Genomic DNA, 18,616 nt, shown 5'->3' with positions numbered 1-18,616 from the left:
ACCACAAAAATGTGGTCTCAGTTTTCTTTATGTTGCAAACTCACGCGTTAATTGCATAAAATTCTATTCTTTGTACTATTTCGTGCTGAAATTATCGCTTTTTTATAGCTTTGATCATCGAAGTAAAATGGACCCAAATCTAGTTTTCTTTCATAGTCATTATTATAATCACCCACATAGAAATCTTTCCAAATAACTTTGTTATCAAGTAAATCTATTTTTGCTGAAATAAATCCACAGTCTAAGTCCCCACAATCTGGACAAATTAAGATAGGAATGCGATACCATAAAAGTTCATGTGGTTTTTCAAGTAAAAAGTACTTGATCATATCTCTTTGAAATTCAACAACTCCCCAGCCTAAACTTGGTATGAAGTTATATTTCATTAATTTTTGATAAAGAGAAATACCATCAATAATTAGATCATTAAATTCAACTTCTATATCATTAATTATTTCTTTTCGATTTTTAATTTCTAAAATGTTTAATTTATTCATCATTACACCCACGGGTTAATCTATTTTTGATAATATCTCTCTACCTGTGTAGGGATCAACAAGTTTCCGATTTTCAACCAAATTATGCATTTATGAAACTATGAATTTTATCGTATTTAAGTAGGTTTTAAAAAATCTCTATTTATTTATGGCAATGCGGAAGAGCCCAATTGCACTCACATTATTTAAAACACAAGCAAATTTCAATTTAATCTTCATAGGCATCTCCTAAAGATGCAAAATCATCTTGAAGCCAATACCAATGTTCTCCCTCATTTATTACTAAACGTTCCAATAACTCCGTAAATGAATTGGCAATTATCGGACAACTGCCAACTACACCATGAGTCTCCCAATTGCTATCGTAACATCTGCCTAAACGCGGCTTACTTAGATCTATTGTTAAAAAATCGTTATTCTGATCACGTCCAATAATGTACCAACTTGAAGATAGATCGTATTCAGCTTTTTCACCGATTATAACGGGGTTTGCCAATATAAACTCTTCAGGTGAAACAATTGTTAAACAGTAATCACTGCCTATAAATAAATCAATTCCGCCACATAATGTAAAAAATTCATATAAATCGTCTGGTAGTTGATGACCTTTTTCTACATCTGGATAGCCTGAATGAGAATGAATCACACAGTTTGGAAAATTATTTATTTTATCAATCAACACTTGAATACCCATTTTAAATCCTCTCTTTATAAATGTTTTACAACAGTCCTAAATAAAAAGAGCTTCGAGAATATTCCTCTCTTAGCTCTTTTTTCTATACTCATCTAAGCTCGCTCTATGAACAGCTTCTGTTATTTTTTATTTCCGAATTTCATCATAAAATAATAACTAACCTTAGGGAAGACAGAGTAAAGTTTTGCTCCAAATCCCATCCATGAAGGTAGATCGATTTCATGTACATTATTTCCAATTAAAGAAATAACTTTCGAAGCAACTTTTTCAGGGTCCAGCATCATTTTACGAACGGACTTAGCATACGATCCTGACTCATCTGCAATATCAAAAAACGGTGTATCCATCGGACCTGGGTTTATATTCGTAATATAGATACCGTCTTTTTCAACTTCCTGTCTCAAAGCGTTACTGAATCCTAGTACTGCATGCTTAGAGCCTGCATATGCTGCAGCCTTCGAAGTTGCAATCTTACCAGCTAAAGAAGCGATATTAATTATATGCCCCTTCCCTTTTAGCTTCATAGACGTTAGGGCAAGTTTTGAACAAATCATGACTCCAAATACATTCACATCAAACATTTGCTTCATATCTTGAAGTGACATTTGTTCAACTGTCTGAAATAGACCATACCCTGCATTATTTATTAAAACATCAATTCCATCAAATTGCTCCTCGATTTGGTGAAATGCATCGTATACTGCATTTTCATCTGTCACATCGACAACAAAATAATGACATTTAACTGGAAAATCTTCTTGTATTTTTGCCTTTAAGTTTTTTAGCTCTGTTTCTCTTCTAGCAATTAAGACGATATTAGCGCCTTCCTTTGCTGCCGATAAAGCTAAATCTTTCCCAAGACCACTCGAAGCACCTGTTATTACTACCGTTTGGTTACTTAACCTCAAAAATTCCCACCTCTATTATTGACTGACTGAATGCTCATTCGTTTTATACTCAAGTATACCATCATTTCGTTCATTTAAACTAATAAAACCTAAGTTTTCCAGGTAGTCTAATTGACCAATTGTTTCGGATAAAGTAAGTGAAAGTTGCTTTTGATAAACCTTTGGAAATAACATTTGGCAAACTTCATATGCAGTTAACGGTTGTTGTTTTATCATTTCATATACTTTTTCAGCTCTAGCCTTTTGCTTTTCTAATCTACTTTTTACTAACCCTTTAATATCAGTAACTGGTTCACCATGTCCAGTATATAATTTTGTAATCGGCAGTTCTGCTATTCTTTGTAAAGAGTGATTGTATTGTAGTAATGGCCTTACACGTTCGGTTTCACCATTTAATGGAGGCTCAATGATTGGGTTAGATGAAACCTTATCTAATAATAAATCTCCTCCGAATGCAATGCCATCATCCTCACTAATTAAAGAAATGTGAGAAGTTGCATGACCAGGTGTGTACAATACTTTCAATCCAAAAATACTATCAATTATATCGCCTTCATCAATAATATGAGTTAATGAACGCTTACTAGTATATGGCATTTTCTCAGTCGTACGTGGCATTCTTTGAACATATTCCGCTGGAACACCGTATAATATTGCATTTTCAATAAAATACTCATTATAGTATTTTAGGAATGATTGTTCCTGCGTTAAATATGGAATATTTCGTTCATGGCCTAAAATTTTCACATCTTCATTAAACTCTTCCAATAATCCTGCATGGTCTGGATGATGATGAGTTAAAATCACTTGTTCAATATCTTCTAATTTATAACCTATTTTATCTAATTCACCTTTAAGTGCATCTAATGTATCTGGTGTGTTCGTTCCTGTATCAATTAATGTCAATAAATCTCCTTCAACTAAAAAAACATTTACTGTATTCATAGCATAAGGTACCGGTAGTGTAATTTGGTAAATCTTATCTTCAGGGATCATGTTAATTCCTCCTTATCTGAATCTTCTTACAGTTAATTCTAATATACATTTTAAAAAATACAAACAAAGATGTATTAGAATTTTACATTAACGTAAAATCAGAATCTAGAAATCACAAAATAACACGGGGATCCGTAAAGGTATTAATCGCTACAAAACTAAAAAAATTTCCCAATTATTTCTTTTTTTCTTAAAATTTTGCCTGCATCTAAAAATTATTTAAAAATATTTTTAATAAAATAAATAAAAGCAATATGTCAACAAGGAATATAGCATTTATTTCTCTAATATAAATATCTATTACAATAGAGGAGAGGTGAATGTAATGTTTCTAGGAAAAGTTGCGTTTATTGGTGCAGGTAGTATCGCAGAAGCATTAATTGCAGGATTAATTGATAGTGGGTATATTGAGAGTGATCAAATTGCAATCACTAATAGGGAGGATTTAGAACGTTTAGATAATTTACATACAAAATATGGTGTATTAGCTACAACTAACCGTCAGCTAGCAATCTCTGGTTCAAGTGTAATTTTTTTAGCGATGAAGCCTAAAGATGTTGCAGTCGCTCTTGATCAAATTAAACATTTTTTCAACGAAAAACAATTAATTATTTCCTTAGTTGCAGGTGTTTCAATCAGTACAGTTAAGCAGTTACTAGACAATGAAAATCTAAATATTGTTCGTGCAATGCCAACTACATCTTCACTCGTCAGAAAATCTGCTACAGCACTTGCTTATCCAGATGAAGTTCCTTTTGAAAAAGTGCAAACAGCAAAAAGATTATTTGAGCGTGTTGGTATTGTCGCTAAAGTTGAAGAAGATGAATTACATGCAATGACTGGATTATTTGGTAGTGGTCCAGCCTATATATATTATGTCATTGAACAATTTGAACGAGCTGCAATGGCACTAGGGATCCATCGTGATATTGCCAAACCATTTATTCAACAAACTTTAATGGGTTCGATTTCAATGCTTCAAGAAACGAATAAATCGCCATTGACATTGAGGAAGAAGGTTACAAGTCCAAATGGTACTACTCAAGCTGGAATATCTGTGCTTGAAGACCGTGAAGTTGCCAATTCATTTTTAAATTGCTTTATTGAAGCAACTGTCCGATCACGTGAGATCCAAGAGGAATATGAAAAAATTAATAAAATTTAATCAGCTTGTCATGACTCTCTTCTTTAGGTAATAAAATGATACAGGTAACTGTGTTGTCCTAAGGGGGAGAGTTTTCTGATGAAAATAACAAACAGTAGAGTATTACGAGCAAGTATTAAGCGTATTCTCATCACAATTGCTTTAATCGTCACATTAGTTTTAATTGTTGGCTTTCTAACAATCAGTTATGTTGTTGGTAGCTCAATGGTAGAAGCAAAGGGCAAACCACTTAGCTACCCTCAAAAAGTATCAACTCTCCTACAATTAAAATTCGATTCATTAAAGAAAGATAAACAATCAAATCATGATGAAGTACATAAAAAGCTAAATTAAGGTTTTAACTATATCCATGCCTGTTTGACTGGCATCAAAAAAACAACATATTAAATAAAAGAGCAAGGGAAGGTATTTTGATCCCCTTGCTCTTCTTTTTAATCATTTTTGAGTAGCATGATTTGTTGCAACTTCTTCATGCATAATATGAAACTCTTTTTTAATGATTTCTTTTTTCAACTTAATATAATCGTCTTCACTAATAGTTGGTGGTAGTGTAATTAAAATTCTTCTATAAACTGAATCACTATCAAGGGTAAGACAGCTCTTCAAATTAGAATATTTATTTACAAGCTTAGCTAATCTTGCTAATGCACCTTCATGTTCCATTGTACTAACAGTTAATGAATAACCGCCGTCCTTCATTCCCCATGCTTCTTCTAATAATTCAAAAACTGTTTTATGCGTTAAAATTCCTACAAATTCATTTAGATCGTTTACTACTGCTAAATATGGAAAACGTTTAATCGTAAAGAAAACTTTGAAAAATGGTGAATCCTCCTGTATAGGTGGACATTCTTTGCGAACAAAATCATTTACTGTTTTGCCTTGCAAAGAATCGTTATCTACTAAATACTCAGCTAAATCAACACGATAAAGATTTCCAACATACTCTTTATCATTTTCACTTAAAACTGGAATACATCGATATTTTGTTTTCTTTAAAAGATCCCATGCAAATTGCGCCTCAGTCGAAACCATACAATGAACTACATCATGTTTTTTTACGATATTACCCTTAATTCTCAATAATAACCCTACTTTCAAAATTTATTTTATTAATCATTCTTAATTTTTCTCTTTTAATAACACAATTACTCAGATAAAAACTCCATCAAGTCGCATGATTTTATTAAAAGCATTGTTAACATAAATAGCTTCGATTCAAGCCCTCATCCAAATGATTGAACTCTAAAAACCTCCTTATACGCTCATCAATGTAGATCTTTTGATGTTTATTTATGAGGGAATCTTACGGAACTTACGTTAATAAATAACAATGTCTTTTAAAACGATCTCGAAGCCTTTCATAATAAATTCGCCCTTTCTCAAAATGTACCTTTTTTGTTCCACTAACTAATTCTAAATTTTCAAATAATTTTACAATACTATTTAAAGTCAACATCATATCTATATTATTAAAAGAGAAATTCATTCCAAATAATCAAAAAAAGACTAAAAATCGGGTTCATGAGTCACTGAAATAGCTAATTCTAGTAAATCACTTACTCATAACATCCTGTATTGGAAATCTACCTCACTAATCTTCTTCTCCAGTACTAAATTTTGAAATTACTTGTTATTTTTTATCTACATAAAAAAAGAAGAGATTCGTGTGATCTCTTCTTCTCGAAACAATTATGCTTCTTGCTTTACTTTATTTGTCAGTTCTTTTTTTAATAAGTCAATTTTGTAATCAAATGATTGAAGATCAAATTCTGATCGTACTCTTAGTTCTAAATCACGAATTTGTTTTTCGAAGTAGTTGAAGTCAATTGACGGCATTTTACTATTAAGCAAATGGTGAGTTTCATTTATTTTTTTTGTCGCGTGAGCCATGTTTTGACGAGACATTAAGTCATATTTTTTCGTATGAAGCTCTTTTAACTTTTTTTCAATTTGATTAACTTGTTCATGCATAAAGCTAATTTCTTCTTCTGTTTTAGCGATTAACGTAACAAACTTTTCAGCTTGTTCTTTATAAAAAGCTAGATCTTCAGTTGCACGTTTAATTAGATCTTCTGCACCTGCTTCATTTGCAACCTTTAATTGCTCTTCACGTTTTTGCACCATTTGTAGTGCTGCCTCACGTTCGACCTGGAATTTCGTACGTAATGAATAATGTCTTTCAAGTAATCCCCTTACTTTTCCTAATTCACTTTCAGATTGTTTAATGAAGTAATTCAATTGTGAGATAGGATTTTGTTGTTCTTTCTCATCTAATAAACCATGTAAATCCGCTGAGATTTGATTTTTAATACGAGTAAATAAGTTTTTCATTGTCATACACTCCTCTTATTTTATAGGGTTGAAATTTTCATCATAAATATTAAATTCATCATCTTTAAGTTTCTGTTGATTTTTATAATCTTTATATAGGTAATAAAGCAATATTGCTGCTGCTACACCTATTAAAGAAGGAAGACCACTTATTGCTATCGATAAACCGATTAATCCAATAATTGTCCAGATGATTTTCATAAAAATCGAATCTGTTTTCATAAACTTTTTAAAACCGAAATATGTGATTACTAACCCAAGTGCTAACGTAATCAAGCCACCTAAATTCGCTAAAGCAACTCCAATTAATATTAGTACGAGGATAAAAGTTAAGAACTTCTTCATGACCTCGTCGCCTCCTTTCAACTTATACTCTTATCTTATACAAGTTTTTATATTGGAATAATGGCCTGAGGAATGGTTTTATATCAGACTTAAGAAGTAGAAAAGCAAGACAAACAAAAAACCAGATCAATTTGGATAATCCATTGATCTGGTTTTGACTAAAAATTGGGGAGTTTAACTCCAGCTTTTAATTGTAATAGTTGTGATACCGTTACAAACTGATAGCCTTGCTTTTGAAGAGCCGGTAAGATTTGTTTCAGTGCTGCGATTGTTTGACTACGGTCCCCACCGTGATCATGAAAAAGAACAATATCTCCATTTCTAGTATCTTTTAGTACATTTGATACGATTTTATATACTCCAGGATTTTGCCAATCAAATGTATCCTGATGCCAAGACCACATAACAGTTAAATAGCCAAGATCATGCACTGTATTTATCGAACGCTCACTATAGTAACCAAATGGAGGTCTAAATAATACTGGCTCGACATGAGTTGCCGCTATAATTGCATCATGAGTTTTATGTAATTGATCTCTTATTTGTTCATCAGTTAAATACTGAAGTCTAGCATGCGTAAATGTATGATTCGCAACTTCATGACCTTCTTTTATTTCTCTCAATGCAACTTCAGGAAATTTCGCAACTCTCTCACCGACTAAAAAAAATGTTGCTTTAGCATTATACTTCTTTAACAAATCTAAAACTTCTGGGGTATATTCATCATTCGGCCCATCATCAAATGTAATTGCTAATACCTTCTCTTTTACAGGTACTTCCCAAATAGCAGTACCTTGTTTTTCGTAGTAATATCGATTTTTACTTTCAGCTGATACATCAATAGAACTGTTAAAAATAAATTGGAAACTAAAAATAAATAAAAGGATAACTTTTAACTGTTTCAAAGCCATGACCTTCCTTTTACGCAGAATACTTATATCATGTCTCTAAACTATTCTTTTATGTACACTTCTCAACTTTTTAAAAGTACTGCATCTTAACTGACTGTTTCATTTGTATTTTATCAATCGTTTCTGGTGATATCGTATTCATCAAAATCATTCGCTATATATGTATTATTAAAGATTTCATATGCTTCATCTAATAATTTTTTTGAAGCTTCTCCTTGATATCTTGCACTAATATGTGTTAAATAGAGGGTTTTAATTCCCTCACACTTAGCAACATTTGCAATTTGAGTACTTGTAGTATGGAAATAATCATATGCATGAGTTGTTTCATCATCTGCAAAGGTTGATTCATGCACTAATACATCCATACCTCTTGCAAGTAGATTACTTTTATCAGTTATGCGAGTATCTCCTGCTATTGCAATGCGTCGACCTTTTTTTGAAGGCCCAATAAAATCCTTACCATTTAAAATTCTTCCATCTTCTAAAGTTACTGTTTTCCCTTCTTTAAGGAATTTATAAACTGGCCCTGGTTTTACATCAATCTTCTTCAATTCCTCTACGTTCAATTCTCCAGGTAAATCCTTTTCAATAATTTGATAACCAAATGATTGAATTCCATGTTCAAGTTCAACTGCTTGAACAATAAATTGGTCATCTTCAAAAACAATACCTTCAGTAGTTTCAACATAATGAATCGGATATTTTAAATAAGTACCACTAATCTTAAAGCTAGTCTCTACATATTCTTTTATTCCTTTAGGTCCATAGATTGTTAATAAATCTTCTCCACCTAAAAAAGTTCTACTACTTAATAATCCAGGTAATCCAAAGATATGATCACCATGGCAATGAGTAATAAAAATTTTCTCGATTCGTCGTGGCCGAATTGGCGTATGTAATATTTGGTGCTGTGTTGCTTCACCACAATCGAAAAGCCAAGTCGCCCCTCTTTCTTCTAAAAGCTGTAATGCAATACTTGTTACATTCCTACCTTTTGATGGCATTCCTGCTCCCGTTCCTAAAAATACAAGCTTCACGTTAATGCCTCCATCTTAATTCATTTCTAATTGTTACAGTACCACTTGTATATTAAATTGCCAACACTTTAAAGAATGATTTATGAATTGATTGGGAAATTTACACAATAGAGCTTAGTTTTTTAAATTTAATTTATGGAGGAAAACAATGCGAAGACGTTTTTTCCAAATCACCACAATCTCATTAATTGCTTGCCTTACTTTGACCAGCTGTGCTAATCGAAATAATAATATAAGTGCATCAGAGAAAGAAAAAGAAAAAGATTTTAAAATTGGAATTGTTATGGGTAAAACTGAAATTCACGATAAAGGATTTAACCAAGCAGTTTGGGATGGGATTATTGAAACTGGAAAGAAACATGGTTGGAAGGAAAAGAAAAATTATGTAAAAACTGATGCCCCAACAGACAAAGCAGCAAAAAAAGAATTAATGAAGTATGCAAAGAAAAATTATGATTTAACTTTTGGAATTGGCTATTCATTTCAAAAAGCCATCTCTGAAGTTGCGAGTAAAGAAAAGAAATCAGACTTTGTCATCATTGACGGGATTGTAGAAAAACCAAATGTCGTAAGTGTTACCTATCGTGAAGAGCAATCAGCATTCCTCGCTGGTATTGCAGCAGCGATGAACACTAAAACGCATAAGATTGGATTTATCGGTGGTACAAAAGATCCATTTATAAAAAGGTTTGAATACGGATTTAAAGCAGGTATTATGTCCGTCGATCCAAAAATAAAAGTATTGACGGAATTTGCAAATTCATTTGATAATCCTGCAGATGGAAGTAAATTAGCAAAATCCTTATACAATGATAAAGGTGTAGATATAATTTTCCAAGTAGCAGGTAAAACAGGATTAGGTGTATTTACTGAAGCTAAAAAATTAAAGAAAAATGGTAAAAAGGTTTGGGTAATTGGTGTTGACCGGGATCAATATAAACAAGGATTACCGGAAAATGTCACTTTAACATCAGCGATTAAACGAATTGATAAAGGCGTAGATGAAGTAATAACAAAGAAATTAAAAGGGAACTTTCAAGGTGGACGCATTTTGCGATGGGGCATAAAAGAAAATGGCGTTGATCTTGCAAAAACAGATAAGAATTTAAATAAAGACACAAAAGAACAAGTTGATTTATATAAAGCCAACATAAGAACAGGACATATCGAAGTACCAGAAACAAAAAAAGATTTTGAAAACTTCTCTCCTACAAAGCCTGAAAAAGCAGAAATTAAAAAGAAAAAAGTAAAAATTGGTAAATAAAAAAATCTTGTCCAATTATATGAATATTCTGCATATAGTATAGTACCAACAAAAAAAGTTAGGTGTGATACTATGTCAATTCGAGATTTCATATTACTCTTCTATTGTTTTATTATCTTTTTATCTGTACCAATCGGATATAGGTATGTTTCAAAGAAAACAAAAGAAACTGGACAATTTTTACCGTTTTTAGTAGTATCGCTTGCCATTGTTTTAGCAGACGGAATCCTTTCAATTTTAGTTTGGTCACTATTTACATCACAAATGGATACATTCATGTATATAGGTGGATTGATTACTGGTATGATTTTCACATCAATTTGTGGCCTATTACTATTATCCGTTTTACTTTTAAGAAGAAAATATTTTTTAAACTCATTTGTTGATCTTAACACTGCTAGAATCGAAACGAATCCACCACCTGATGATCATTCTAACAATGATTTTAAGAAATAGAGCTCTCGTGCTCTATTTCTTTTTTACTTGTAGAACAGTTATTCCCTTAAAAAAATTTCGTATTTCGAAGCTAATAAATTGAGATTTAGTTCTAATTTTGTATATACTTTCTTTAATTGATTTAGGAGGTTTCATAATGAAAGTTACAATTTATTCGGACTATGTATGTCCGTTTTGCTATTTAGGAAAAAAACCACTTGAGGACGCTCTAAAGGAAGTTAGCGATGTAGAGCTTGAATGGAAACCATTCCAATTAAGACCTGATGGAGCTGAACCATTAAGTCCAAATAGTTCTTATATCCAACAAGGATGGAAATTCGGTGTTCAACCACTTGCTCAAAAGCTTGGTGTTGAGATGATTTTACCAACTATGGATCCCCATCCTTCAACTAAAAAAGCTCATCGAGGCTTTTTATTCGCAGAGGAAAATGGAAAAGGCACTGAATATGCCCAAGCAGTTTTAGCAGACTTTTGGACAGAAGGCAAAGAAATTGGTGATGTAAACGTACTTGCAGATATCGCTGAAAAACTTGGCTTAGACCGTCCTCAATTCATTGAAGCTGTTTCAAATACAAAGTATGACTCATCGATCCAAAACCCAAATTTTATTAATGCAGTACCAACCTTTATAATTGGTGATCAAGTTTTACAAGGTGTTCAAAGTAAAGAAGCATTTATACAAGCTTTAAACAACCAAAAACTAGTTGAGCAGTCTTCATTAAGCTGCGACATTGATGGAAACTGTTAATAATCTGTAATCAAAAAGGATGTCCCTTAAGTTTGTTTTCATTACTAACATATGGGACATTCTTTTTAATTTTAAAAAATCATCTGGGAAAAATAATTTTTTGATTCATTTTTATAACCAGTTCTCTATCAAGAACAAACAAACATAAAAAACTAATTATTTCCCTGCTACACTAACTTGACTCCAATCAATCACAAACGGATTACCAGTTAAACTTTTTCTTACTTCAGTAACAATACTCATTTGCTTTTTTACAACTTCTGATTGAATTACTTTTTCTCCATCCCCACTACCATCATAATACAACGGCTTCTTCTCCATAATGTCACCTCCATTACTTTTTAATAATTTATATTCTCTTTCTATGTCGAAATTCCCTTTTTAAACTTGGTAATTCACAAAACTTTTTACTCAAAAATTAACTTCCAATGAGCAATTTGTAGCGCCTCAATCTTCTTAAGATAAGAACATCGTATCTATTTCTTTAATTATTTAATTTTTCTTACTATAATTACAATATAAATCTATTTTGAAAGGTGTTTTTCTCATGATAAAAGTTGGTATTATTGGCCTTGGCGCAATTGGCCAAAGATTAATTCCTTTATTTTCAAACCACCAAGAAACAAAAATAGTAGCAATATGTGACACATTGGCAGAAAGAGTTCAAGAAACAAGTAACCAATTCGAATCAGTTTTAACCTTTACAAATCATCTTGAGATGCTTGAAAATGTTGAACTTGACCTCGTTTATGTTACTGTACCTCCTAAATATCACTATTCGGTAGTATCTGATGTAATCGCAAAAGGAATTAATGTTCTTTGTGAAAAGCCTTTGGCAAATTCAACAGAGGAAGCTCTAGGACTTTATACTCAAGCGAAAGAAAAAGGTATTTTTCATGCTATGAACTTTCCATTAAATTACAATGTCGGTAGTAAGTCTTTTGCTAGCCTTATTCGTTCAGGATATGTTGGTGACTTAAGAAGAATCGAATTAAAGATGCGTTTTCCAAATTGGCCGAGACTATGGCAACAAAATGAATGGGTTGCTACAAAAGAACAAGGAGGTTACGTACTAGAGGTTGGTGTGCATTATATTCAACAAATTCAAAAGATTTTTGGTGACATGAAAGTCTATACGAAACATATACAATATCCCGCTGACCCTCTTGCATCCGAAAATGGCATTATCGCCTTTTTAGAATTAGAAGATGGTACTCCTGTATTAATAGATGGATTAAGCCAAATTGCAGGTGAAGAAGAGATTAAATTTACAGCATACGGTTCGAAAGGAACTCTTTCTTTAGTGAACTGGGCTAATTTAGAAGGAGGAAAAATCGGCGAGCCAATTAGGCAAATTGAAGCCGATCAATCTTTAGATGATTCATTAATTAATCATTTAGTAAAAGCTCTAAAAGATGAAGAAGCAACAATCATAGATTTCTCAGAAGGCTACAAAGCACAAGTAGTTTTAGAAGCATTAAGAGGATAAATTTATACATAAAGGTAAAGGTGCCTCTCTTAAGAGAAGCACCTTTCAGACTATTGACAAACGCTCGCTTTCTTCCTTGCTTCGCCTGACTGCGGTGTTCATTACCGTTCTAAGGTAACTCCGCGCCTCGAAAGACAAGCGCTTGCAATCAGTCTGATAATCAAGTTTTTAGGATTTGGCAACAAACTTAAAGGTGCTCTCTTAATTGAGAAGCACCTTTTAAAACGCTTTAAAAGATCGTTTTTATTTTACCGGAATCCAAATTTCAGTATAATAATCTTCACTAAATGGATTTCCTTCTGGATAAAGTTCAAATTCCGGGATTCCTGCATGTGAATAGCCACTTGAAGGAAACCATTCCGAAAAAATCTTCTTCCATGCTGATTGCATTGCGTGCGGCATTGCTCCGTGAACACCAAATACAGCCCATTTTGATGCAGGAATTTCATGATGATAAAAAGCTTCTGGTGCATCTCCTTCGTATTCGGTTGCAACCCAATATTCTAGTAGATTTTTTGATTTTTGCTCCTCGCTCATCATACAAACACCTAAAACACCTTTAATGTCACCATTGTTAATTTCGTACAACCGATCACTCGTACCATTTTCATTAACCTCTTCCCACATTTTTGGAATCAGTTGCTGTTGTTGATCGTTTAAATAAGAAAACTCTTTTTTCACTCCAACTACTTGAAAAGCACTTTTTTCAACAATATTAAATTGCATTGGTTCTGCTCCCTTCAAACTCACCTGAATAACGAGGCGGTTATATGATTTTAAATTACCGATAAACTTTCTTGCTTCACTTGGGGTTACACCATGCTGTCTTCGGAACGCTTTTGCAAAAGCCTCAGGAGAGTCATACCTATATTTCAAGGCAATGTCAATTATTTTAAGATCAGTCGTTGTTAATTCATTGGCCGCTAATGTCAATCTTCTTCGTCTTATATATTCAGCTATATTAATATCAGTTAAAATTGAAAATGTTCGCTGAAAATGAAAAACAGATGAATTAGCTTGTTTAGATATTTCTTCAATTGTTAACTCGTTTAATAAATTGTCCTCAATATAATCAATTGCTTTTTGTAATGATTCAATCCAAGCCATATGACTCCTCCCTTAATTACATCTTAACAAGTTAAAATTATTCAGTCCTGTCTTTTTATGCTCTTTTGTGACAGATAAAAATCATTTAGCCCCTTTTCGATCAGCCATCGATAAAATGACAATTGTACTAATAATACATAGGCTACCAATCCAGTCTAGCATTTCAAAATTTACTCTTAACCAAATTACTGATAGTACAGCTGCGGATAATGGTTCCACACAATGCAAGTAAACTAGATTCAGAAGCATGAATATACTTTGAAGAATCGTGAATACGAATCTGCGAGGTTTTTCAGTCAGGATTGAAGAGCAATACTGTCAACTTCTTTGAGCCATACTAATTCTTTTTTCAACTTTGTTAATTTAGCAGAACAAGAATTGTACATTAATCCTTTGCCAGTTTCTTTGTATGTGTCGTTCCATTGTTCTAAAAAGTAATTGACTGTGCTACAGTTCCTGATATCCCCCATAATATTACCGCAGTTAATACGAGCATAATCCCCTTCGTTCTAGAATTAGATAGGGCAATCTTATCTGCACTCATTTTTACTCCCTCTACTAAAAACAACAAATCAAATTAAGTTAATAGAAAAATCGTACCTAAATATTCAGAATATATCAATCAAAAATCTTTTAATTTTCAACAATTAGATTAATTGTGTTTAGAAATTGCTTAATTGGAAAAATTGAACATATATGATTTTGTATTAATTGATTTAGGAGACAAGACTATGAAAGAGTTATATGAATGTATCATAGTAGGGGGAGGTTTCGCAGGTTTACAGGCATCAATTCAGCTTGGTCGATACAAAAGGAAGGTACTCGTAATTGACTCAAATTATGGGCGTTCTACATTATGTAAAACATATCGTAATATTTTAGGTTGGCCAAATAGTATAAGTGGACAAAAGCTAAGACAACTTGGAAGAAATCACGCTGAAGATTATGGTGTATCATTCACCCAAGATAAAGTAATAAGTATACAAAACGTAAACAATCAATTCTTATTGGAGACGGACGCAGGAAAATCTTATTCTGCCAAAACAGTCTTATTAGCAACTGGGCTAATCGATCGAATTCCTCAAATTAAAAACCTAGTCGACTGTCTTGGATCGACAATTTTTGTTTGTCCAGACTGTGACGGATACGAAATAGTAAATAAAAGTGTTTTAATACTTGGATCTGGAAATGTTGGTGCAAATCTTGCAATAACATTAGCTTATTGGTCAAAACAAATAACTTATATTAATCACGACGGACATGACCTTGATTCCAAATTAAATGACCAACTACAGAAAATTGGAATTCACTATCGAAAAGAAAAAATTAAGGAAGTTCTAAAAGAAGACGATTCCACTTTTAAAGGAATTTGTTTACAAAGTGGTAAAATAATTTATGGCGACCGAGCTTTTATTGGTTTTGGTGGAAATGAAGTACAAAATAATCTGGCTATTCAACTAGGAGTAAATCTTTTAAATAATAAGCATGTTATTGTAGACCCGCGGACAAAGGAGACGAATGTTCCAAATGTATGGGCAGCTGGCGATTTAGTAGCCCATTCCCAACAAGTCACAATAGCAATGGGCGATGGTACTCAAGCGGCTGTTTGGATTCAAAAGAGATTATTAGAATTGAATGAAAAAGATTCATAAATAACTTTCAAAGACAATCGATTTGATCCCCCATCTTTTAGCCTTTACACAGCACACGTTAAAACTTCCCTACCCATACTTACCATTCTCTAACAAAATTACTATTTAAGTTCAATAAAAAAAGTATTACATCATTTAATGAAGTAATACTTTTTGGTGTTTTCGCTTAACAATGTTTTAGTAAAATACTTTGATTAGTGTATACATTGTGATGATTGCTAAAATAAACACTAAAATTGGTAATAATATTCGGATAAAAGTCGAAGGGATTCGATATCTTCTATAAGTATCCTCTATACAAATAATACATAGTAAATAAATCAATCCTGATATGATTGCTCTAGCTAAATCAAAATGCCCAACTGATTTAATTGTGTGATTAAAATGCTGAAATATATAAAATTGTACGAGATTAAAAATTAAAAATAATAAAAAATAATAAAATACACTTAATATGTAAGTACTAAATTTTATTTTTTCACGCTCTATATTTTGACGCTTTCTAATAAAGCGCTTCTTATGTCGCTCTTTCCTCGGTATAAATTGTTCATCCATTTTAGTACATCCTTAGTTTAAAAATTGAATTATTTAAATCAAATTCTTACCTATATTGTACATAAACATTCCATTATTTAAAAATTTATAATACTTCTCTACAAAATTTGCTTCAAATTAATTAATCATAAAAATAATTATACCAAATTTCGTTGAATATACTTACTATTTTTTTCCAAAAAAATATAAAAAAAGTGCACTTAGATCGAATCTGAGTACACTTTTTCACGCTGTTGAAAAACAACCTTGTCAATTAAACCATCAAATTTTCGTAAAAGGAGTAGAGTGATGTTGATTTCCACTACAGGATGCTCGCTTTCCATGGGGCGAGATTCTTTAACCTCCTCGGCTAGCCTGCGGGGTCTCAGGCTTCCCGCTTATCCCATAGGAGTCGAGCACCCCTTTCGTTCCAATCAACTTATTAATCAAAAAAAGTCTGCCATAAATCCTAATCAAATAGCCTTTACTTAGAGTATACTAACAATTGTTTATTAATCAGTTTGTATGTCAATTAATATCGAACATTAATTAATTAATTATTGGAATCATAAAATTGCTCAAACATATTAACATTTAAAACAATTAATAGATTAACCCAAAAATGATAATTACATCATTAATAAATGTTAATTTAATATCCGTCATAGGATCTTAGCCCTTCTGCATATCTCATAGGAGTCTTAGGAGTATGACAACATCTTCATTTTAGTTTTACATATCATAAACCTTTTATGAGTATGGTATTTTCTTATTTTTTATTGTTTTACTTCCTCATGAACCCTTCATGAGTTACCTTTTTTCTTCTTTTTGCTGTTTCAATTACTGATGAACATTTCATAAGTTCACAAAGAAAGTGTACTAAGAACAGTCTAGTACACCTTCTCTGCCTTATTTTTTATATTGCGTGTAAATATGAATTGCATCTCTTAAAAATTCAGCAGTTCCAGGCTGTTCTTTATCGTAATGTGCTCTAAAGCGCTCATCGTCAACATACATTTGTGCTAAACCCGCGTGCGCTTCCTTACTATATTTATTCCAATAAAATGTTAACCATTGTTTATGCAAATCAGCTGCTTTTTGTGCAATTTCACTTGATGGATCACCCTTTTTAAATGCTTCAGCTAATGTTTTTTCTAATTCGTCAGCAAGTCGCGTTACTTCTTTATGATCTTCTTCTGTCATATTCATTACTTTTTGATTTGCTTTATTAACAGCTTCATCCCCATATTTTTCACGTGCTTCTTTTCCATATTTCTTTTCATTTTCTTCGATCATATCTTTCTTAAAGCCTTCAAATTTTTCTTTATTCGACATTGTCATTCTCCCCTCTGCTAGAGCAATTGACTTTTCAACATTTGAAATTAATAAATCTAATTGCTTTCTTTTATCAAGAAGCTGCTCATGATGCTCGTTTAATGCCTTGGCACTATTAAAATCAGGTGATGTAATAATTTCTTTTATGTTTTCTAAATTCATGCCTAGTTCTCTATAAAATAAGATTTGTTGTAAGCGATCTACTTCCGCTTGACCATAAATCCGATATCCTGATGAGTTAATTCTTGCCGGCTTAAGAATTCCAATTTCATCATAGTATCTTAAAGTCCTAGTGCTGATTCCTGCTAGAAGTCCAAGCTTTTGTACTGTATATTCCATGGCGATTACCTCCTGACTTCTTTACAATACACCTTTACGCAACGTTAAAGTCAATTCTATATTTTATATTTTTTTTGAATTTTTTTAAAAAAGAAAGCTATTCATTCCAGGGGCACAAAAAAATCCCCTCTTCTATAGGGGATTACAGTGTAGACAATCTACAATATAAATTATTTACCTGTAAATACTTTCATACCATTTATACCATCAAATGGTTTTCCACCAGGAGCGTGTAAATGACGAACTGCTAGTTTAAATCGCTTATTTGAAGGTATTTCTTGTTTAAAAGTTAACAAGAACGAATTGTTATCTCCTTGTACCTTCGTAATTGTAACTTGGTTATTTGATAATGCATTCCTTGCATTAAATTGGCTCTTGCTTCCTAGTGATGCAATGCCGGTAGGGATTTTATCAGATAAACTTTGAATCCAATATACTGAAGCGTTTGTTCCTAAATCAATATCAACTTGTGAATCAAACGTTACTAGGATCTGATTCGTTGAAACTTGAAAAATATCAGTTAGTTTAGGAATTTGTTTAACAATGTGATTTGGCTTAAATCCTTCAATTTGTAAAAAATCCTTTTTGGTAGTAGCATTTACCTGCTTATTACCTGGAAGAATAGAAGACATTACAATCAGTAAAATCACAATCTTATAAAAAAATTTCATTATAATCTGCCTCCCGATATGTATATATAACAATTTTATAATTTGATGATTTGGCAAAATATATACTTAGATTTTTTTAATTTTATTAGTTTTTCTTCAAATAGTAGTTACCACTTCTTTAGATTGAAAAA

Annotated in this window: 21 protein-coding genes and 1 pseudogene; 7 read left to right on the top strand and 15 right to left on the bottom strand. The window is 32.1% G+C overall.

The features are described 5' to 3' along the window. Positions 1–47: 47 nt before the first annotated feature. From AN960_RS20095 to AN960_RS20080, 4 genes are all read right to left on the bottom strand, one after another. Positions 48–497 (bottom strand): hypothetical protein, encoded by a 450-nt coding sequence (locus tag AN960_RS20095; protein ID WP_056475370.1) that lies wholly within the window; start codon positions 495–497, stop codon positions 48–50. A gap of 208 nt (positions 498–705) precedes the next feature. Continuing rightward, positions 706–1,191: an SMI1/KNR4 family protein gene (locus AN960_RS20090; RefSeq protein ID WP_056475367.1), complete on the bottom strand. Its 486-nt coding sequence runs from the start codon at positions 1,189–1,191 to the stop codon at positions 706–708. A gap of 119 nt (positions 1,192–1,310) precedes the next feature. After that, on the bottom strand, positions 1,311–2,099 hold the full coding sequence (locus AN960_RS20085) for an SDR family NAD(P)-dependent oxidoreductase (protein ID WP_056475363.1): 789 nt from the start codon (positions 2,097–2,099) through the stop codon (positions 1,311–1,313). 15 nt (positions 2,100–2,114) lie between these two features. Then, positions 2,115–3,095 carry an MBL fold metallo-hydrolase gene (locus tag AN960_RS20080; RefSeq protein ID WP_056475360.1) on the bottom strand — a complete coding sequence of 327 codons (981 nt, stop codon included), beginning with the start codon at positions 3,093–3,095 and terminating at the stop codon, positions 2,115–2,117. 325 nt (positions 3,096–3,420) lie between these two features. Here AN960_RS20080 and proC point away from each other — a divergent pair, with 325 nt between their 5' ends. Beyond that, on the top strand, positions 3,421–4,260 hold the full coding sequence (proC, locus tag AN960_RS20075) for a pyrroline-5-carboxylate reductase (protein ID WP_056475356.1): 840 nt from the start codon (positions 3,421–3,423) through the stop codon (positions 4,258–4,260). A 78-nt stretch (positions 4,261–4,338) separates the two neighbouring features. Further along, a complete protein-coding gene (locus tag AN960_RS20070; protein ID WP_056475353.1) occupies positions 4,339–4,593 on the top strand; it encodes a hypothetical protein in 255 nt (84 codons plus the stop codon). Positions 4,594–4,695: 102 nt separating this feature from the next. On the opposite strand, the gene cbpA is transcribed toward AN960_RS20070, so the two are convergent. The 5 genes from cbpA to rnz form a co-directional block, all read right to left on the bottom strand. Further along, positions 4,696–5,343: a cyclic di-AMP binding protein CbpA gene (gene cbpA / locus AN960_RS20065; protein WP_056475349.1), complete on the bottom strand. Its 648-nt coding sequence runs from the start codon at positions 5,341–5,343 to the stop codon at positions 4,696–4,698. 609 nt (positions 5,344–5,952) lie between these two features. Further along, positions 5,953–6,594 (bottom strand): PspA/IM30 family protein, encoded by a 642-nt coding sequence (locus AN960_RS20060; protein ID WP_056475347.1) that lies wholly within the window; start codon positions 6,592–6,594, stop codon positions 5,953–5,955. Positions 6,595–6,609: 15 nt separating this feature from the next. Beyond that, on the bottom strand, positions 6,610–6,939 hold the full coding sequence (locus AN960_RS20055) for a lmo0954 family membrane protein (RefSeq protein ID WP_056475344.1): 330 nt from the start codon (positions 6,937–6,939) through the stop codon (positions 6,610–6,612). A gap of 158 nt (positions 6,940–7,097) precedes the next feature. Further along, entirely contained in the window at positions 7,098–7,844 is a 747-nt protein-coding gene (locus AN960_RS20050; protein WP_286131762.1) for a polysaccharide deacetylase family protein, read from the bottom strand. 119 nt (positions 7,845–7,963) lie between these two features. Then, positions 7,964–8,890, bottom strand: a complete 927-nt coding sequence (rnz, locus tag AN960_RS20045) for a ribonuclease Z (RefSeq protein ID WP_056475341.1) — start codon at positions 8,888–8,890, stop codon at positions 7,964–7,966. A 148-nt stretch (positions 8,891–9,038) separates the two neighbouring features. On the opposite strand from rnz, the gene AN960_RS20040 reads away from it, so the two are divergent. The 3 genes from AN960_RS20040 (at position 9,039) to AN960_RS20030 (ending at position 11,358) form a co-directional block, all read left to right on the top strand. Beyond that, complete coding sequence (locus AN960_RS20040; RefSeq protein WP_056475338.1) at positions 9,039–10,154, top strand: BMP family lipoprotein; 1,116 nt, start codon at positions 9,039–9,041, stop codon at positions 10,152–10,154. Positions 10,155–10,226: 72 nt separating this feature from the next. Further along, entirely contained in the window at positions 10,227–10,610 is a 384-nt protein-coding gene (locus AN960_RS20035; RefSeq protein WP_056475336.1) for a hypothetical protein, read from the top strand. Positions 10,611–10,746: 136 nt separating this feature from the next. Beyond that, positions 10,747–11,358 carry a DsbA family oxidoreductase gene (locus AN960_RS20030; protein WP_056475333.1) on the top strand — a complete coding sequence of 204 codons (612 nt, stop codon included), beginning with the start codon at positions 10,747–10,749 and terminating at the stop codon, positions 11,356–11,358. 156 nt (positions 11,359–11,514) lie between these two features. Here AN960_RS20030 and AN960_RS24825 read toward each other — a convergent pair whose 3' ends face one another. Further along, the gene (locus AN960_RS24825; protein ID WP_172795443.1) at positions 11,515–11,679 is read right to left on the bottom strand and encodes a hypothetical protein; all 165 of its coding nucleotides are present in this window, start codon (positions 11,677–11,679) and stop codon (positions 11,515–11,517) included. 226 nt (positions 11,680–11,905) lie between these two features. Here AN960_RS24825 and AN960_RS20025 point away from each other — a divergent pair, with 226 nt between their 5' ends. Further along, complete coding sequence (locus AN960_RS20025) at positions 11,906–12,847, top strand: Gfo/Idh/MocA family protein (protein ID WP_056475330.1); 942 nt, start codon at positions 11,906–11,908, stop codon at positions 12,845–12,847. Between the two features lie 243 nt (positions 12,848–13,090). On the opposite strand, the gene AN960_RS20020 is transcribed toward AN960_RS20025, so the two are convergent. Continuing rightward, complete coding sequence (locus AN960_RS20020) at positions 13,091–13,954, bottom strand: AraC family transcriptional regulator (protein ID WP_056475327.1); 864 nt, start codon at positions 13,952–13,954, stop codon at positions 13,091–13,093. Positions 13,955–14,253: 299 nt separating this feature from the next. Beyond that, positions 14,254–14,394: pseudogene (locus tag AN960_RS25190) on the bottom strand (IS200/IS605 family element RNA-guided endonuclease TnpB); the annotation flags it as partial. 291 nt (positions 14,395–14,685) lie between these two features. Between AN960_RS25190 and AN960_RS20015 the strand changes: the two are divergent. Further along, on the top strand, positions 14,686–15,606 hold the full coding sequence (locus AN960_RS20015; protein ID WP_056475325.1) for an NAD(P)/FAD-dependent oxidoreductase: 921 nt from the start codon (positions 14,686–14,688) through the stop codon (positions 15,604–15,606). 177 nt (positions 15,607–15,783) lie between these two features. On the opposite strand, the gene AN960_RS20010 is transcribed toward AN960_RS20015, so the two are convergent. From AN960_RS20010 to AN960_RS20000, 3 genes are all read right to left on the bottom strand, one after another. Next, positions 15,784–16,161, bottom strand: coding sequence for a hypothetical protein (locus tag AN960_RS20010; protein ID WP_056475322.1), 378 nt, complete (start codon positions 16,159–16,161; stop codon positions 15,784–15,786). 888 nt (positions 16,162–17,049) lie between these two features. After that, complete coding sequence (locus tag AN960_RS20005; protein ID WP_056475319.1) at positions 17,050–17,814, bottom strand: MerR family transcriptional regulator; 765 nt, start codon at positions 17,812–17,814, stop codon at positions 17,050–17,052. Between the two features lie 170 nt (positions 17,815–17,984). Further along, positions 17,985–18,485, bottom strand: coding sequence for a hypothetical protein (locus AN960_RS20000; protein WP_056475318.1), 501 nt, complete (start codon positions 18,483–18,485; stop codon positions 17,985–17,987). Between the last annotated feature and the right edge of the window lie 131 nt (positions 18,486–18,616).

The organism is Bacillus sp. FJAT-25509 (genome assembly GCF_001420605.1).
Taxonomy (GTDB): Bacteria; Bacillota; Bacilli; order Bacillales; family Bacillaceae_G; genus Gottfriedia.
Note: the sequence above shows the minus strand (reverse complement) of the source record. Positions and strands in the feature narration are given on the sequence as shown.

Bases quoted from the DNA above. Each gene is read 5' to 3' on its own strand.
- AN960_RS20095 (WP_056475370.1), bottom strand. From the start codon at position 497: ATGAATAAATTAAACATTTTAGAAATTAAAAATCGAAAAGAAATAATT.
- AN960_RS20090 (WP_056475367.1), bottom strand. From the start codon at position 1,191: ATGGGTATTCAAGTGTTGATTGATAAAATAAATAATTTTCCAAACTGT.
- AN960_RS20080 (WP_056475360.1), bottom strand. From the start codon at position 3,095: ATGATCCCTGAAGATAAGATTTACCAAATTACACTACCGGTACCTTAT.
- proC (WP_056475356.1), top strand. From the start codon at position 3,421: ATGTTTCTAGGAAAAGTTGCGTTTATTGGTGCAGGTAGTATCGCAGAA.
- AN960_RS20070 (WP_056475353.1), top strand. From the start codon at position 4,339: ATGAAAATAACAAACAGTAGAGTATTACGAGCAAGTATTAAGCGTATT.
- AN960_RS20060 (WP_056475347.1), bottom strand. From the start codon at position 6,594: ATGAAAAACTTATTTACTCGTATTAAAAATCAAATCTCAGCGGATTTA.
- AN960_RS20055 (WP_056475344.1), bottom strand. From the start codon at position 6,939: ATGAAGAAGTTCTTAACTTTTATCCTCGTACTAATATTAATTGGAGTT.
- AN960_RS20040 (WP_056475338.1), top strand. From the start codon at position 9,039: ATGCGAAGACGTTTTTTCCAAATCACCACAATCTCATTAATTGCTTGC.
- AN960_RS20035 (WP_056475336.1), top strand. From the start codon at position 10,227: ATGTCAATTCGAGATTTCATATTACTCTTCTATTGTTTTATTATCTTT.
- AN960_RS20030 (WP_056475333.1), top strand. From the start codon at position 10,747: ATGAAAGTTACAATTTATTCGGACTATGTATGTCCGTTTTGCTATTTA.
- AN960_RS24825 (WP_172795443.1), bottom strand. From the start codon at position 11,679: ATGGAGAAGAAGCCGTTGTATTATGATGGTAGTGGGGATGGAGAAAAA.
- AN960_RS20025 (WP_056475330.1), top strand. From the start codon at position 11,906: ATGATAAAAGTTGGTATTATTGGCCTTGGCGCAATTGGCCAAAGATTA.
- AN960_RS20020 (WP_056475327.1), bottom strand. From the start codon at position 13,954: ATGGCTTGGATTGAATCATTACAAAAAGCAATTGATTATATTGAGGAC.
- AN960_RS20015 (WP_056475325.1), top strand. From the start codon at position 14,686: ATGAAAGAGTTATATGAATGTATCATAGTAGGGGGAGGTTTCGCAGGT.
- AN960_RS20010 (WP_056475322.1), bottom strand. From the start codon at position 16,161: ATGGATGAACAATTTATACCGAGGAAAGAGCGACATAAGAAGCGCTTT.
- AN960_RS20005 (WP_056475319.1), bottom strand. From the start codon at position 17,814: ATGGAATATACAGTACAAAAGCTTGGACTTCTAGCAGGAATCAGCACT.
- AN960_RS20000 (WP_056475318.1), bottom strand. From the start codon at position 18,485: ATGAAATTTTTTTATAAGATTGTGATTTTACTGATTGTAATGTCTTCT.